The following is a 14,874-nucleotide window of genomic DNA, read 5'->3' on the forward strand; positions in this document are numbered from 1 at the left end:
CCCCCCGCTACCGTTCACAGATACCGCAACCAGGCCAGGTCGCGTCGCCGTGCCTTGAACCGCGCGAACGCCCGCGTTGGTGGATACAGCACCACCGCCAGCGCGCAGGCCACCAGCAGCAGGCCGGCCACCGAGTCCAGTGCATACAGGCTGCCGTGGGTCGGGCCCCAGGTCTTCAACGCGGCCAGGTACAGCAGCTTCAGCACGTACAGGTGCAGCAGGTAGTAGAACATCGGCGCTGCACCGATATCGGCCAGCGGCCGCAGCGCACGCGCCAGCGGCGGCCACTCGTACAGCCGCAACAGCAGCAGGCCCGCGCCAAGGGTCAGCAGCAGGAACTGCAGCGAGGGCGGGTACTTGGTGATGTTGAACACGCTCATCCACGTGCGCAGCGTGGTCTGCTGGTACTGCCAGGGCGCGTCGCCATAGTCGTTGGCGAAGCGCAGCAGGGCGAAGGCGGCCAGCGCGCCCAGCCCGGCCCACAGCAATCGCTGTCGGCGCTGTTCCGGATCGCTGCTGGCAGCGAACCACGGCGCCATCAGGTAGCCCAGCGCGATCACCCCGATCCACGGCAGCACCGGGTAGGAGGTACGCAGGCTCAACGGCCCCGCCTCGATCCAGTCACGCTGGTGCAGCACCTTCCACAGCACCGCCAGGGCGCCGTCGCCCTGCACGCGTACGCCATCCAGCAGGTTGTGGCCAACCACCAGCGCCACCGCCAGCATCGCCAGCAGCGGCCGCGGCAGCCACAGCAGGCCAGCCAGCGCGATCATGCTCAGGCCGATCGCCCAGATCACCTGCAGGTACACCGTGTCCGGCGGGAACTGGAAGGTCCAGGCGAAGTTGACCAGGGTCAGTTCCAGCACCACCAGGAACAGGCCGCGCTTGAGCAGGAAGGCGGCGATGGCGCGGCGCGGGTCGGCCTGGCGTTGACCATACAGCCACGCCGACAGGCCGGTCAGCAGCACGAACACCGGTGCGCACAGGTGCGCCAGCAGGCGGCAGGCGAACAGGGCAGGGGACACGGTCGCCGCGTCCATCGGGTCGCTCACCTGGTACTGCAGGAAGAACGTCTCGCGGACGTGGTCGAGCAGCATCAGCAGCATCACGGTGCCGCGCAGCTGGTCGATGGAGGCCAGCCGGGGGGAGGGGGAGGGTGCCACGTGAGATGCTCGACCGGCGTGACAGGATATAACATAACAGCAGCGTGTTTCCAGCACGCGCTGAGAGGCGTCGACAAGCGCGACGGCTCAGGGCAGGCAGACCGAGGGACTCCAGCCCAGCGCCTTGTCGTAGTGGACCTGGATCGCTCGCAGGCTTCCGTCGGGGTTCGCCTTCATGCAGAACCGGGCGCTGTGGAACTGGGTAGCACCGGTCCTGGTGGCCGACATCGAGACGTCGTACAGGCGTCCAGGCTGCAGCGGCATTGCCGTTTGCCTTGCAACAGCGTTGGCTGGTGCTTCTCCGTAGACCACGCAGGCTCCGAGCGGAAGCGAGATTGACGCGGGATCGGCAAAGTAGAAAGACCATTGCCGCCGCAGTGGTGGAGTAACTGCGTCATGCACCTCCACACCAAACACCAGCGGAGTCTTACCGATACGCTTGCGCTCTTTCTTGGGTAGTCCGAAACAGGGTTTGCCGGCGTGGTCGGTGACCTCGACCGCGCCAACGCGACTCCAGGCAGATGCGTGATCGCAAAGCGGCATCAGGCAGAACAGGCTCACGATGGCCATGACTGGCGATTTGATCGGGCGAATCCGAAGGGCTTTGTTCATAGGGCAGCTCAGCGTCATGCGTCCAGATCGTGAACACCATGCATGGGCGGTTGAGCCACTTCAATCTGTGTCGCCTGGAGTGCCGCAGTGGCGGCTGGCCTGGCCCATGTAGGGCAAGGAGACAGCGAGCCCCGGTAGCTCCCTGGGATGTGCCTGATGCGTTTGATGTGTTGGCCGAGTTTGGCCAAAAGCGACTATCCCACTGGTCGCCCGGCCGCAACCGTCCCGAACCGCACTGGACTTGCCGCCCCCTGAACGCTAGCGTGCAAGGGATTTTTTGCCAGCAGGGGCTTTCATGAACCATGACGCTGCGCCCAAGCAGCTCACTTTCCGCGCGGTGGTCCTTGCCATCGTGCTGGCGGTGGTGCTGTCGGCCGCAAACGCCTACCTCGGTCTGTTCGCAGGCCTGACCATCGCCACCGCGATTCCCGCCGCGGTCATTTCCATGGGCGTGCTGCGCCTGCTGGGTGGCGGTTCCATCCTTGAGAACAACATCGTGCAGACCGGCGCCTCGGCCGGTTCGTCGATCGCCGCCGGTGTGATCTTCACCATCCCCGCGCTGGTGATCATGGGCTACTGGCCGGACTTCAAGTACTGGTGGGTGCTGGGCATCGCCGGTCTCGGTGGCCTGCTGGGCGTGCTGTTCTCGGTGCCGCTGCGGCGTTCGATGATCGTCGAAGACCCGCTTCCGTTCCCGGAAGGCAAGGCGGCGGCCGAAGTGCTCAAGGCCGGTGAAAACCCCGGCCCGGGCCTGAAGATCCTCGGCCTGTCGGCGGTGATCGGTGCCTTCGTGAAGCTGGCCGCGGAAAGCGGCATGCGCCTGATCCCCGATGCCTGGGCCACCTCGGCCTATGTCGGCAGTTCCAAGATCACCGCGTTCATCGGTACCAACCTGTCGCCGGCGCTGCTGGGCGTGGGCTACATCGTCGGCCTCAACGTCGGCATCGTGGTGGTGTCCGGCTCGATCCTGACCTGGCACATCGCCATTCCGATCTACCAGGCGTTCTTCATGAACACCGATCCGGCGCTGGCCGCCTCGATCGCCACCGCCTCGTCCACCGAAGCGGCGTTCGCCATCTGGGGCGCGAAGATGCGTTACCTGGGCGTCGGCGCGATGCTGATCGGTGGCATCTGGACCCTGATCTCGCTGCGCAAGTCGCTGCTCAACGGCGTCAAGAGCGGCTTTGCAGCCGCGCGCAAGAGCGGTGGCCCGGTACTGGCGCACACCGAGCGCGACCTGCCGATGAAGTGGATGCTGGTGGCCCTGGTGGTGTTCACCCTGCCGCTGCTGGCGCTGTACCAGGCCATCGTCGGCCAGTGGCACGTGTCGATCCCGATGACCCTCATCATGATCGTCGCCGGCTTCCTGTTCGTTTCGGTATCGGCCTACCTGGCCGGTCTGATCGGCTCGTCCAACAACCCGGTCTCGGGCATCACCATCTCCACCATCCTGTTCGCCTCGGCAGTGCTGGTGCTGCTGCTGGGCAAGGATGGCCTGCAGCCGGTCGGTGCCTTCGGTGCGCCGCTGGGTGCGGTGGCCGCGATCATGATCGGCGCGGTGGTGTGCTGTGCCGCCGCCGTGGGTGGCGACAACCTGCAGGACCTCAAGGCCGGCTACATCGTCGGTGCCACCCCGTGGAAGCAGCAGCTGATGCTGGGCATCGGCGCGTTCTCGTGCGCGCTGATCATGGCCCCGGTGCTGAACCTGCTGGCCACCGCCTACGGCATCGGCGTCAAGTCGGAGCTGCATCCGAATGCGCTGGCCGCACCGCAGGCGAACCTGATGGCTTCGGTGGCCAAGGGCCTGTTCGGCGGTGAGCTGCCGTGGACCTTCATCGGCATCGGTGCCGTGGTCGGTGCCGCCATCATCGCTTTCGACAGCTGGCTGAAGTCGCGCAACTCGCGTTTCCGCGTGCCGGTACTGGCCGCGGCGATCGGCATCTACCTGCCGCTGGAACTGATGGTGCCGATCTTCCTCGGTGGCCTGATCTCCTACCTGGTCGAGCGCTTCCACAAGGTACGCGCCGATGACGAAGAGGGCCGCGACCGCGTGCACAAGCCGGGCGTGCTGTTCGCTGCCGGCCTGATCACCGGTGAGGCGCTGATGGGTATCGCCATCGCCGTGCCGATCGTGGTCAGCAGCCGTGCCGACGTGCTGGCCGTGCCGTTCCACCTGCCGGCCGCGCAGTGGATCGGCCTGGCCGTGCTGTTCCTGGTCGGCTGGCTGATCTACCGCACCGGCAAGCGCGCCGTGGCATGACGCCCACGGGGGTCGGATCCCTTCCCGCAGGGAAGGGCTCTGACCCCATGCTGGCAGCGTCTGGGGTCAGAGCCGATTCCCATGGAATCGGATCCGACCCCGACCTCCGACAAACCGCGCTTCGGCGCGGTTTGCTTTTTCTGGCGGCAGCTCGGCCCCGGCCATGACCGATGGCCTTGGCAGGCCCGGCCGCGCAGGCCTACCATCGGTTTTTTGCCGTCCTGCGGAGACCCCGATGAAACTGCGTCATGCCCTGCTGCCACTGAGCCTGCTGGCTGCCCTGCCCAGCGTCGCCGCTGCCCGTGGCCTGGAGATCCGCGACATGGTGGCCATGGACCGCGTCTCCGCGCCGGTACTGACCGCTGACGGCGGCACCGTGGTGTTTGCCAAGCGCAGCACCGATGCCAACCTCAAGGCCAGCACCGCCCTGTTCGCGCGCAACCTGCGCACCCGCGACGCAGCGCCGCCGAAGCAGATCACCCCGGCGGGCTGGAACGTCAATTCCGCATCGCTGTCGGCCGATGGCCAGACCGTGTATTTCCTCAGCGCCAAGAACGGCAGCCAGCAGCTGTACGCACAGCCGATCAGTGGCGGCGCCCCGCGCCAGCTGACCGATTTCCCGGTGGACGTGGACAGCTACCACGTGTCGCCGCAGGACGACCGCGTGCTGTTCAGCGCCGGCGTGTTCCAGGCCTGCGCCTCGGACCTGGCCTGCACCGAAAAGAAGCTGAAGGACATGGAAGGCGCCAAGGCCAGCGGCAAGGTCTTCGATTCGCTGTTCGTGCGCCACTGGGATACCTGGAACGACGGCCGCCGCAACACCTTGTTCGTCGCCCCGTTGCCGGCAGCCAAGTCCGGTGCGGTCAAGGGCGCTTCGGCGCTGAGCGCGACCATCGATGGCGATGCTCCGTCCAAGCCGTTCGGTGGCAATGATGATTTCGCGTGGTCGCCGGATGGCAGCAGCGTGGTCGCCAGCATCCGTGTGGCCGGCAAGCAGGAGTCGTGGTCGACCAACTTCGACCTGTACCGCTTCGATGCCGCCGGCAAGCAGGCGCCGGTCAACCTGACCGCGTCCAACCCGGCCTGGGATGCCGGCCCGGTGTTCAGCGCCGACGGCAAGACCCTGTTCTACCGCGCGATGAAGCGCCCGGGCTTCGAAGCCGATCGTTTCGGCCTGATGGCGATGGACCTGGCCAGCGGCAAGACGCGCGAGATCGCTCCGCAGTGGGACCGTTCGGCCGGTGGCATCACCCTGTCCGCCGACGGCGGCAGCATCTACACCACTGCCGACGACCTCGGCGAACATCCGCTGTTCCAGATCGACGTGGCCAGCGGCAAGGCCACCAAGCTGATCGGCGACGGCAGCGTCACTGCTGTGGACGTGGCCGGCAACAGCGTGGCCATCACCCGCAACAGCCTGAAGAGCAACGACCAGGTGCTGGTCGGCCTGCTGCCTGCTGCTGGTGAGCCGATTGGCGCGCTGCGCGCGCTGACCCCCGCCGCTGGCGAGGTGCTGAAGGACGTGTCCTTCGGTGACTACGAGCAGTTCGAGTTCAAGGGCTGGAACAACGACACCGTGCATGGCTATGTGGTCAAGCCGCACAACTACCAGGAAGGCAAGTCGTACCCGGTCGCGTTCCTGATCCACGGCGGCCCGCAGGGCAGCTTCGGCAATGGCTGGAGCTACCGCTGGAACCCGCAGACCTATGCGGGCCAGGGCTACGCCGTGGTGATGATCGACTTCCATGGCTCCACCGGTTACGGCCAGGCCTTCACCGATGCGATCAGCCAGCACTGGGGCGACCGTCCGCTGGAAGACCTGCAGAAGGGCTGGAGTGCGGCGCTGAAGAAGTACGACTTCCTCAACGGTGACAAGGCCTGCGCGCTGGGCGCCAGCTACGGCGGCTTCATGGTCAACTGGATCGCCGGCAACTGGAACAGCCCGTTCAAGTGCCTGGTCAACCACGACGGCGTGTTCGACCAGCGCATGATGGGTTACGCCACCGAAGAGCTGTGGTTCACCGAATGGGAGCAGGGCGGTACCCCGTACCAGAAGGCGGCGAACTATGAGAAGTTCAATCCGGTCAACCACGTGGCTGACTGGAAGAAGCCGATCCTGGTGATCCACGGCCAGCAGGACTTCCGCATTCCGGTCGAGCAGGGCCTGGCCGCGTTCACCGCTGCCCAGCGCCAGGGCATCGAGTCGAAGTTCCTGTACTTCCCGGATGAAAACCACTGGGTGCTGAAGCCGAACAACAGCATCCTGTGGCATGACACCGTCAACGCCTGGCTGAAGCAGCACATCGGCAACTGATGTAGCGCCGAGGGGTCGGATCCCTTCCGCACGGCGGAAGGGCTCTGACCCCGCCATCGACCGTCCCTGGGGTCAGAGCCCTTTCGCATGGCGAAAGGGATCCGACCCCGAACAAGAGCGCCTGCATGCCCTCGACCGCCCTGATCCAGAACGACATCGTCGTCTTCGGTTTGATCGCCGCCACCCTCGGCGCCGTGTTCTGGACCGCTTCGCGCGAGCAGGGCCTGTGGAAGCGCTTCTATACCTTCGTGCCGGCGCTGCTGCTGTGTTACCTGCTGCCGGGCATCTACAACACGTTCGGCCTGATCGACGGGCAGAACACCAAGCTGTACAACCCGGTCGCGCGTGACATCCTGCTGCCGGCGGCGCTGATCCTGTTGACCCTGGCGGTCGACATCAAGGGCATCCTGCGGCTGGGGCCGAAGCTGGTGCTGATGTACCTGGGCGCCTCGGCCAGCATCATGCTGGGTGCGGTCGTGGCGTTCCTGGTGATGCGTGCTATCCATCCCGATACCGTCGCCGGCGATACCTGGGCCGGCATGGCCGCACTGGCCGGCAGCTGGATCGGCGGTGGTGCCAACATGCTGGCCATGCGCGAAGTGTTCGACGTCAATGCGACCACCTTCGGCCAGTTCGCGGTGGTCGATGTGGGGGTTGGCTACGTGTGGATGGCGGCGCTGATCTTCCTGGCCGGGCGCGCGGCGAAGATCGATGCACGCAGTGGCGCCGACACCTCGGCCATCGACGAACTGAAGGAGCGCATCGCGCGCTTCCAGGCCGAGCACGAGCGCATTCCCAGCCTCACCGACCTGATGCTGATCGTGGCCGTGGCCTTCGGTGGCGTTGGTCTTGCCCACGCCATCGGCGCGCCGCTGGCGGCCTGGTTCAAGGTCAATGTCAGCTGGGCATCGCAGTTCAGCCTGGATGCGCCATTCGTGTGGGTGGTGGTGCTGTCGACCACGCTCGGCCTGGGCATGAGCTTCACCCGTGCACGCACCCTGGAAGGCGCGGGCGCCTCGCGACTGGGCTCGCTGCTGCTGTATTTCCTGATCGCCTGTATCGGCATGCAGATGGATCTGCTGGCGCTGCTGGATCGCCCGTGGCTGTTCCTGCTCGGCATCATCTGGATCAGCGTGCACATCGCGCTGCTGTGGTGCCTGGGCAAGCTGCTGAAGGTGCCGTTCTTCTACTTCGCCATCGGTTCGCAGTCGAACATCGGCGGCCCGGCCTCGGCGCCGGTGGTGGCCGCCGCGTTCCATCCGGCGCTGGCGCCGGTGGGCGTGCTGCTGGGCACGATGGGGTATGCCACCGGCACCTATCTGGCGTATGTGGTCGGCATCACCCTGCGCGCCCTGGCGGGGCAGGGTTGATCCTGTAGAGCCGAGCCCATGCTCGGCTGCTTATGCATTTGTGCAGGCAACGGCGAAGAGCAGCCGAGCATGGGCTCGGCCCTACAGTAGATCCACGCCATGCGTGGATGCTCTACGCCTGCAGCAACCCGCGTTCGATCAACCACGCCTTCGCGTCTTCCGCATCCTGCTCGAACCATGCCTTCGTAGACCCCAACCGATACGTGTACCCCCACGCATCCATGTCGGCCATCAACCGCGCACTGCCAACCCCCGGCAGGTGCCCTGCCAGCACGATCTGCAGGTAGCAGGTGGCGTCTTCTTCGGGCACCGAGTCGGTGGCATCGGTATGCACCTGCGCGCGCCGCTCCGGCGGCAGCACGATCAGGTGGCAGGCCTCATGCAGCATCGAATGCACCGGCGTGTCATCGCGCACGTACACGTCGCTGGCGATGATGCCGGCCTCGGGTTCGCCCCAGTAACTGCCCGGGATCGGTTCGCCGGCCGCAACGTGGTGCAGCCGCAGCTCATGGGCAGCGAGCAGGCGCTGCGCATCGGCGAAGGCGATGTCGCCGACGCGGGTAACGTTCGGTTCGGGCGTGGTATCAGTCATGCGGGTCAGGCAGCCCCGCCCATGCAGGCACGGGCGGGGCAGGGGGTCAGGGTTTGTCCGGGCCTTCAGGCAGCGCCACGGAGATGTCCAGCACGTCGTGCTGGCCATCCTTGACCAGGTCCACCTTCACTGCATCGACGTCGATGTTGACGTACTTCTTGATCACTTCCAGCAGCTCGCGCTGCAGCAGTGGCAGGTAGTCGGGACCGCCACGGTGGCTGCGCTCCTGCGCGATGATGATCTGCAGGCGGTTCTTGGCGGTTTCGGCGGTGGTCTTCTTCGCTTTGAGGAAATCAAACAGGCCCATGCTTACCCTCCGAACAGCTTGCTGAAGAAGCCCTTCTTCTCGACGTTGGTGAAGCGCATCGGGCGTTCTTCGCCGAGGATGCGTGCGACGGCGTCGTCATAGGCCTGGCCGGCAGCGGATTCGCCGTCCAGGATGACCGGCTCGCCCTTGTTGGAGGCATTGAGCACGTCGCCCGATTCGGGGATCACGCCGATCGCCTTCAGGCCAAGGACCTCCTCGACGTCGGCGATGCTGAGCATCTCGCCGCTTTCCACGCGCACCGGGGTGTAGCGGGTCAGCAGCAGGAAGGCCGGCACGTCCTGGCCGGATTCGGCCTTGTGGGTCTTCGAGTCGAGCAGGCCGATGATGCGGTCCGAGTCGCGTACCGAGGACACTTCCGGGTTCACCACCACCACCGCGCGGTCGGCGAAGTACATCGCCAGGAAGGCGCCTTTCTCGATGCCTGCCGGGGAGTCGCAGATGATGTAGTCGAAGCCGTCGGCGGCCAGGTCCTTCAGGACCTTGCCCACGCCTTCCTGGGTCAGCGCATCCTTGTCGCGGGTCTGCGAGGCAGCCAGCACGAACAGGTTGTCGAAGCGCTTGTCCTTGATCAGGGCCTGCTTGAGGGTGGCTTCGCCGTGCACGACATTGACGAAGTCGTACACCACGCGGCGTTCGCAGCCCATGATCAGGTCGAGGTTGCGCAGGCCGACGTCGAAGTCGATCACCGCCACCTTCTTGCCACGCTTTGCCAGGCCGCAGGCAAGGCTGGCGCTGGAAGTGGTCTTGCCGACGCCGCCTTTGCCGGAGGTGACTACGATGATTTCAGCCAAAGGACTTCTCCTGATGATTCTGTTTGAGGTGCTGCGTCAGTCCAGCGCAGCGATCTTGATCTGGTCCTGTTCCAGCCACACCTGCACGGCCTTGCCGCGCAGGGTTTCCGGGACATCGTCCAGCACCTTGTAATGGCCTGCAATGGCGACCAGTTCCGCATGGAAATCACGGCAGAAAATGCGTGCCGCGGTGTTGCCCTGGGCCCCTGCCAGCGCACGGCCGCGCAGGGTTCCGTAGATATGGATGCTGCCATCGGCGATGACCTCGGCGCCGGCGCCGACGGTGGCCATCACGGTCAGGTCGCAGTTTTCCGCATACAGCTGCTGGCCCGAACGCACGTTGCCCAGCTGCATGCGCCCCGGCTGTGGCGCGGCGGCATCGGCCGCCTTGCCCATCGGCGTGGCCGGAGCCGCTGCCGGTGCGGCCTTCGCCTCGGCCCGCGCGGCACGCCGCGGTTCCGGTGCGGGTGCCGGCGGCGGGGCAGGCTCTGCCTCGGCGCGCTCGTACTGGGCGCGGAACTTGGCCAGCAGCGGCAGGCCGAGCTGCTGCGACAGCAGGTCGACCGCGCTGGTGCCATAGGCCAGTGCCACCGGCAGTACGCCGGCACTGCGCAGGCCATCCACCAGCGCCTGTGCCGTCGCCACGTCGGGCACCTGGCTGAGGCCGCCGAAGTCGAGGATCACCGCCGCCCGGCCGAACAGCTTCGGCGCACGGCTGACCCGCTCCTGCATTTCCTGCACGAGGCGTTCAACATCGAGGGTGCGGATGCGCAGGTTGGCGATGCCCACCTGGCCGATCTTCAGTTCACCGGCCTGTTCGTAATCGAAATTCACCGCCACGCTCAAGTCCCCGTCGACCGCTGTGCCTGCGCCGGCAGCTGCCGGTCGCGTGCCCACGCCACATCGGGCAGCTTGCCGCCGTAGGTTTCGTTCACCCACGGGAAGCTGCACAGTTCCTTGGCCAGCATGCTGGCCCGCACGTCCACCTGCGGCATGGTGTTCTGGCCCAGCTCGCGGAAGCCGAAGCTGCCGTGGAAGAGCAGGGCGGCATCAGCGCCGTGGTCCAGGAACACCTCGCAGGTCATCTGCGGGTAGCGCAGCTCGGCGAAGCTCTGCGCATCGGCGTAGAACGCACGGCCGACGCCACCACCGCGACGGCGGCTGGCGACCACGATGCGGTCGATATAGAAGAAGGGGGTGTTCAGGTGTTGCTTGAACCAGGCGAAATTGCTGCTGTCGTGCTGGCTGTCGCTGCCGAAGCCGATCAGGAAGCCGGCCAGGTTGCCGTCGCGCTCGGCGACGCGGAAATACTCAGCGGTTGCATAGAACAGGCGCAGGCGCTCGGCATCCAGGGGAAGGATGGCCAGGCCAGCATTGTTGTTCAAAGCCAGGACGGAATCGAGCTCGTGCTCGCGCACGTCGCGGATGACAATCGACATTGTGACTCCGTGGGGTAACGCGGTTGGTCCATTACAAGACCCTGCGCACGATTATTGCATGCCCGGGGTGGGCTGCGGCATGAACAGGGGATATGCCCAAGCATGACTTTCGGCGCTTGGGAGCGGCCACGCACAGGCTACGATGGGTGATGCTGGCCCGACTCAACCACAATGCGATGCTGCGCTACTCCGGGTTGTTCACCTGGGGCACCGTCGGCCTTTGGCTTGCGATCTACCTGATCGACCCGGTGTCGCTGACGCTGGAGAGCCTGGACGGCGAGGCCGGCTTCCGGATCATTCCCTGGGCCTCGGCCTACCTGGCCTTCGGCTTCGTGTACTGGGTGCTGACCCGCTCGCTGGGCGAGAGCCGGCCCGGCTTCTTCGACCATGCCGCGCTGATCCTGCTGACGGCCTGCGCGATCGGCGTGAGCTATTTCTCCGGCACTGCGCTGGGCAGCATCCTGCTGATGGTGGTGGCCGGCCTGCTGCCTTGGCTGCTGGGCCCGCGCATCGGCGTGGTGTGGCTGGTGGCCAGCAACCTGGCCGTGCTGCCGGTCTATATCCAGCCTCTGGGCTTCCCGCCGGTCATCGCCGTGCTGCAGGCCGTCGGTTACATGGGCTTCTCCAGCTTCGTGTTCGTGATCGCGCTGGTGGCCCGCCGCCAGGCCGAGGCGCGCGAGGAGCAGCGCCGGCTCAATGCCGAACTGCGCGCCACCCGTGCGCTGCTGGCCGAAAGCGCACGGGTGAACGAGCGCACCCGCATTTCGCGCGAACTGCATGACCTGCTGGGCCATCAGCTGACCGCGCTGACCCTGAACTTGGAAGTGGCCGGCCACCTGGCCGAGGGCCAGGCGCTGGAGCACGTGAAGCGCTCGCATGCCCTGGCCAAGCTGCTGCTGGGCAACGTGCGCGAGGTGGTCAGCCAGCTGCGCGAGACCGGCGCGATCGACCTGGCCGCTGCCCTGCGTCCGCTGACCGAGCACGTGCCTTCGCTGGACATCCAGCTGGAGATCGAGGAGCCGCTGAACGTGGAAGACCCGCAGCGGGCCCACGTGCTGCTGCGCTGCACCCAGGAGATCATCACCAACACGGTGCGCCATGCCGGCGCCCGCCACCTGTGGCTGCGGGTGTACCGTGAGGTCCCGGACCTGGTGGTGGTGGAGGCCCGCGACGACGGTGTCGGGGCGGAAACGGTCAATGTGGGCAATGGTTTGCGCGGCATGCGCGAACGCCTGCAACAATGTGGAGGCCAGCTGCAGGTGGAGACCCGCCCCGGCGAAGGCTTCCGGCTGCGGGCGACGGTACCGGCAACGGTGCTGGCGGCCCTTACCCAGGTTCCTGAAGGAGTGCGTTGATGATTCGCGTCTGCCTGGTCGACGACCAAACCCTGGTGCGGCAGGGGATCCGCTCGCTGCTGGCGCTCGACGACGGCATCGAAGTGGTGGCCGAGGCCGCCGATGGCCGCCAGGCGGTCGAGCTGATCCCGCAGATCCGTCCGGACGTGGTCCTGATGGACATGCGCATGCCGGTGATGTCCGGGCTGGAGGCGCTGCAGGTGCTGTCACGGCAGGAACAGCTGCCGCCGACCATCATCCTGACCACCTTCGACGATGACCAGCTGGTGCTGGCCGGGCTGAAGGCCGGTGCCAAGGGCTACCTGCTCAAGGATGTGACCCTGGCGCAGCTGGTCGGGGCGATCCGCACGGTGGCCGATGGCGGTTCGCTGGTGCAGCCGGCGGTGACCCAGCGCCTGCTGTCCGGGCTGGAGCACATGCGCAACGACTTCGTCAGCCTGGACCGTCCCGACCCGCTGACCGACCGTGAGACCGAGATCCTGCGGCTGATGGCCAGCGGTTTCTCCAACAAGGAGATCGCCAATTCGCTGGGGGTCGCCGAGGGCACGATCAAGAACCATGTGTCCAACATCCTCTCCAAACTGGGCGTGCGCGACCGGACGCGTGCGGTCCTGAAAGCGTTTGAACTCCAGTTGGTGTGAGGAAAATCCTTTAGCGACAAAGACTTGGCATGCAGTCCGGGGCCGGATTCAGGGTTGACCCCTGTTTGCCCCCTACTTGCCGGGTACGCGGATGCGTTACCCTTCGAATTCTTTGTGCATACAAATGCGCCGCCGGCACGGAAACCGGTGCGCCAATCCCGATAACCAATGCCCGCGAAGCCTGCTAGGATTGGCGCTTCGCTTCAATCAACCCGGCCGTGGGATCGGCCCCGGAGACTCTCTGAATGACCCGTATTATCGAGTTCCTGATCGCCTTGGGGATCGTGGCTGGCCTGTTCGTCATCATTGGCGTCTGTCTGCCGGGCGAGCGTCACATCACCGAAAGCATCGAGACCAACCGCAAGATGACGATCGTGTACGACACGGTCAGCAGTCTGCGCCGCTTCAAGGACTGGAACCCGCTGGTACTGCGCGATCCCGCCGTTGAACTGAAGCTGTCCGGCCCGGTTTCCGGCGTCGGTGCCACTCTCGACTTCACTTCCAAGGACCTGGGCACCGGTTCCTGGAAGGTGACCGAAGCCGAAGAGAACAAGCGTGTTGTGATCGCCGTCGACGATGCCTCCAAGGGTCACGACAAGGTCACCACCTTCACCCTGGAGCCGACCGGCAAGGGCGGCCGCAACGTCAAGATCACCCAGGACTACTCGGTGAAGTACGGCTTCGACCTGTTCGGCCGCTACGCAGGCCTGTATGTCAGCCGCCAGATCGGCGATGACATCAAGATGGGTCTGTCGCGCATGGCGAACATGCTGGCCACCGTGCCGAATGTCGACTACCGCACTTCCGAAGCGCCGCTGACCGATCTGGGCATCGTCGATGTCCCGGCCGAAGACCTGCTGGTCGTCACCGCCGGCAACGTCGACCGCGGCCAGGACTCCATCACCAAGTCCATCAAGGACAACCAGGAGTGGATCAAGCGCGTGATCGAGGCCAATGGCCTGGAAGCCGCAGGTCCGCTGCGTATCATCACCACCGATTTCGGTGCTGAGAAGTACGCCTTCGACATCGCCCAGCCGGTGAAGAAGAAGGGTGCCGAAGGCGTGCCGGCCGAACAGCTGACCGTCAAGATCGACGGTGGCGCTCCGGTCAAGTACGTCCGCGTTGCTCCGCACCGTTCGGCGCATGCGGCCTACACCGGCCACATGGCAGGTCTGGACGTTGCCCGCAGCGCCCTGCGCGCCTGGGCCGTGACCTCGGGCAACGAAGTCATCGACCGTCCGTACGAAACCTGGAAGGACGGCGTGGACAAGTCGTTCACCCCGGAAGCGACGTACGACATCTACTGGGCCGTCAAGTAAGCCTCGGCTGACCCATGTAGTGTTGGACACGAAAACGCGCCGCTTCCTGCGGCGCGTTTTTTTTCATCCCGAGCCCGGTGTCGGGCATTGCGCAAGGAGCTGTCATGTTCAATTCCGAACGACGCGCGCGTAAACCGTCGTTGCTGGCCTGCCTGGGGGCGCTGCTGGCGGCCGCCTCGATCGGTCTGTCCGCCTATGCCGCGCATGGCGTGTCCGATCCGCTGGCGCAGCAGCACCTGAACATGGCGGCGTTGTATGCGTTTGCCCATGGTGCGGTACTGGCGGCCCTCGGCCCGCGCGCGCAGGGCGCGATCGCGCATCTGGCGTTGTATGTGTTGCTGCTGGGCGTGCTGCTGTTCGCCGGCAGCCTGCTGGGCGGTGCGCTGTGGCAGTGGCCGACGCGGCTGGCGCCGGTAGGCGGCACCACGCTGATGGCCGGATGGGTACTGCTGGCTATCAACGCGTTGAGACGCTGACCGCAGCGCCCACGCATCGGTAGCGCCGGCCCATGCCCGGCTTCAAGCGCAGCGACCCGCCTTTGTTTTTTTTGTTTGTTCAATTCCGTGGTGAACGCACGCGGAAAAATTCCGGGACGCGGGCGGGATGAGCTTGCGGGGGTGTAAGCCGCATGGATGCGGCGCCCAAGCCTCCAGGGATGGATTTACGGCGGCCCCCGCAAGTTCATCCCGC

Annotated in this window: 14 protein-coding genes; 7 read left to right on the forward strand and 7 right to left on the reverse strand. The window is 65.8% G+C overall.

What is annotated here, in order from left to right:
- Window positions 1-14: 14 nt before the first annotated feature.
- The gene (locus tag ACFX4F_RS13585) at window positions 15-1,163 is read right to left on the reverse strand and encodes a DUF1624 domain-containing protein (protein WP_380656110.1); all 1,149 of its coding nucleotides are present in this window, start codon (window positions 1,161-1,163) and stop codon (window positions 15-17) included.
- A gap of 87 nt (window positions 1,164-1,250) precedes the next feature.
- The gene (locus ACFX4F_RS13590; protein ID WP_380656112.1) at window positions 1,251-1,775 is read right to left on the reverse strand and encodes a hypothetical protein; all 525 of its coding nucleotides are present in this window, start codon (window positions 1,773-1,775) and stop codon (window positions 1,251-1,253) included.
- Window positions 1,776-2,070: 295 nt separating this feature from the next.
- Between ACFX4F_RS13590 and ACFX4F_RS13595 the strand changes: the two genes are divergently transcribed.
- The 3 genes from ACFX4F_RS13595 to ACFX4F_RS13605 all read left to right on the forward strand — a co-directional run bounded on the left by ACFX4F_RS13595 (window position 2,071) and on the right by ACFX4F_RS13605 (window position 7,719).
- Window positions 2,071-4,035, forward strand: a complete 1,965-nt coding sequence (locus ACFX4F_RS13595) for an OPT family oligopeptide transporter (protein ID WP_089239520.1) — start codon at window positions 2,071-2,073, stop codon at window positions 4,033-4,035.
- A gap of 235 nt (window positions 4,036-4,270) precedes the next feature.
- Window positions 4,271-6,349, forward strand: a complete 2,079-nt coding sequence (locus tag ACFX4F_RS13600) for a S9 family peptidase (RefSeq protein ID WP_099819365.1) — start codon at window positions 4,271-4,273, stop codon at window positions 6,347-6,349.
- A 125-nt stretch (window positions 6,350-6,474) separates the two neighbouring features.
- Window positions 6,475-7,719 carry a DUF819 domain-containing protein gene (locus ACFX4F_RS13605; protein ID WP_380656116.1) on the forward strand — a complete coding sequence of 415 codons (1,245 nt, stop codon included), beginning with the start codon at window positions 6,475-6,477 and terminating at the stop codon, window positions 7,717-7,719.
- A gap of 112 nt (window positions 7,720-7,831) precedes the next feature.
- On the opposite strand, the gene ACFX4F_RS13610 is transcribed toward ACFX4F_RS13605, so the two are convergent.
- The 5 genes from ACFX4F_RS13610 to ACFX4F_RS13630 are packed head-to-tail and all read right to left on the reverse strand — an operon-like array spanning window position 7,832 to window position 10,869.
- Complete coding sequence (locus ACFX4F_RS13610; protein ID WP_380656119.1) at window positions 7,832-8,311, reverse strand: hypothetical protein; 480 nt, start codon at window positions 8,309-8,311, stop codon at window positions 7,832-7,834.
- A 46-nt stretch (window positions 8,312-8,357) separates the two neighbouring features.
- On the reverse strand, window positions 8,358-8,618 hold the full coding sequence (gene minE, locus ACFX4F_RS13615; RefSeq protein WP_005408532.1) for a cell division topological specificity factor MinE: 261 nt from the start codon (window positions 8,616-8,618) through the stop codon (window positions 8,358-8,360).
- Between the two features lie 2 nt (window positions 8,619-8,620).
- On the reverse strand, window positions 8,621-9,430 hold the full coding sequence (gene minD, locus ACFX4F_RS13620; RefSeq protein WP_099819368.1) for a septum site-determining protein MinD: 810 nt from the start codon (window positions 9,428-9,430) through the stop codon (window positions 8,621-8,623).
- Between the two features lie 36 nt (window positions 9,431-9,466).
- Window positions 9,467-10,270 (reverse strand): septum site-determining protein MinC, encoded by an 804-nt coding sequence (gene minC, locus ACFX4F_RS13625; RefSeq protein ID WP_099819369.1) that lies wholly within the window; start codon window positions 10,268-10,270, stop codon window positions 9,467-9,469.
- A gap of 2 nt (window positions 10,271-10,272) precedes the next feature.
- Window positions 10,273-10,869 carry a GNAT family N-acetyltransferase gene (locus ACFX4F_RS13630; RefSeq protein WP_089239530.1) on the reverse strand — a complete coding sequence of 199 codons (597 nt, stop codon included), beginning with the start codon at window positions 10,867-10,869 and terminating at the stop codon, window positions 10,273-10,275.
- Between the two features lie 149 nt (window positions 10,870-11,018).
- Between ACFX4F_RS13630 and ACFX4F_RS13635 the strand changes: the two genes are divergently transcribed.
- The 4 genes from ACFX4F_RS13635 to ACFX4F_RS13650 all read left to right on the forward strand — a co-directional run bounded on the left by ACFX4F_RS13635 (window position 11,019) and on the right by ACFX4F_RS13650 (window position 14,660).
- Window positions 11,019-12,224 (forward strand): sensor histidine kinase, encoded by a 1,206-nt coding sequence (locus ACFX4F_RS13635; protein ID WP_099819370.1) that lies wholly within the window; start codon window positions 11,019-11,021, stop codon window positions 12,222-12,224.
- A complete protein-coding gene (locus ACFX4F_RS13640; RefSeq protein WP_025873873.1) occupies window positions 12,224-12,865 on the forward strand; it encodes a response regulator transcription factor in 642 nt (213 codons plus the stop codon). Before ACFX4F_RS13635 ends, ACFX4F_RS13640 begins: the two co-directional genes overlap by 1 nt.
- Window positions 12,866-13,110: 245 nt before the next feature.
- Entirely contained in the window at window positions 13,111-14,184 is a 1,074-nt protein-coding gene (locus ACFX4F_RS13645; RefSeq protein WP_251478263.1) for an SRPBCC family protein, read from the forward strand.
- 104 nt (window positions 14,185-14,288) lie between these two features.
- Window positions 14,289-14,660: a DUF423 domain-containing protein gene (locus ACFX4F_RS13650; RefSeq protein ID WP_380656128.1), complete on the forward strand. Its 372-nt coding sequence runs from the start codon at window positions 14,289-14,291 to the stop codon at window positions 14,658-14,660.
- Window positions 14,661-14,874 lie beyond the last annotated feature (214 nt).

Origin of the sequence: Stenotrophomonas sp. YIM B13575 (genome assembly GCF_042787595.1) — a bacterium.
Lineage (GTDB): Bacteria > Pseudomonadota > Gammaproteobacteria > Xanthomonadales > Xanthomonadaceae > Stenotrophomonas > Stenotrophomonas lactitubi_B.

What these genes read in the sequence shown, in the direction of transcription:
- ACFX4F_RS13590 (WP_380656112.1), bottom strand. Translation starts at nt 1,775, where the DNA reads ATGAACAAAGCCCTTCGGATTCGCCCGATCAAATCGCCAGTCATGGCC.
- ACFX4F_RS13595 (WP_089239520.1), top strand. Translation starts at nt 2,071, where the DNA reads ATGAACCATGACGCTGCGCCCAAGCAGCTCACTTTCCGCGCGGTGGTC.
- ACFX4F_RS13600 (WP_099819365.1), top strand. Translation starts at nt 4,271, where the DNA reads ATGAAACTGCGTCATGCCCTGCTGCCACTGAGCCTGCTGGCTGCCCTG.
- ACFX4F_RS13605 (WP_380656116.1), top strand. Translation starts at nt 6,475, where the DNA reads ATGCCCTCGACCGCCCTGATCCAGAACGACATCGTCGTCTTCGGTTTG.
- ACFX4F_RS13610 (WP_380656119.1), bottom strand. Translation starts at nt 8,311, where the DNA reads ATGACTGATACCACGCCCGAACCGAACGTTACCCGCGTCGGCGACATC.
- minE (WP_005408532.1), bottom strand. Translation starts at nt 8,618, where the DNA reads ATGGGCCTGTTTGATTTCCTCAAAGCGAAGAAGACCACCGCCGAAACC.
- ACFX4F_RS13630 (WP_089239530.1), bottom strand. Translation starts at nt 10,869, where the DNA reads ATGTCGATTGTCATCCGCGACGTGCGCGAGCACGAGCTCGATTCCGTC.
- ACFX4F_RS13635 (WP_099819370.1), top strand. Translation starts at nt 11,019, where the DNA reads ATGCTGGCCCGACTCAACCACAATGCGATGCTGCGCTACTCCGGGTTG.
- ACFX4F_RS13640 (WP_025873873.1), top strand. Translation starts at nt 12,224, where the DNA reads ATGATTCGCGTCTGCCTGGTCGACGACCAAACCCTGGTGCGGCAGGGG.
- ACFX4F_RS13645 (WP_251478263.1), top strand. Translation starts at nt 13,111, where the DNA reads ATGACCCGTATTATCGAGTTCCTGATCGCCTTGGGGATCGTGGCTGGC.
- ACFX4F_RS13650 (WP_380656128.1), top strand. Translation starts at nt 14,289, where the DNA reads ATGTTCAATTCCGAACGACGCGCGCGTAAACCGTCGTTGCTGGCCTGC.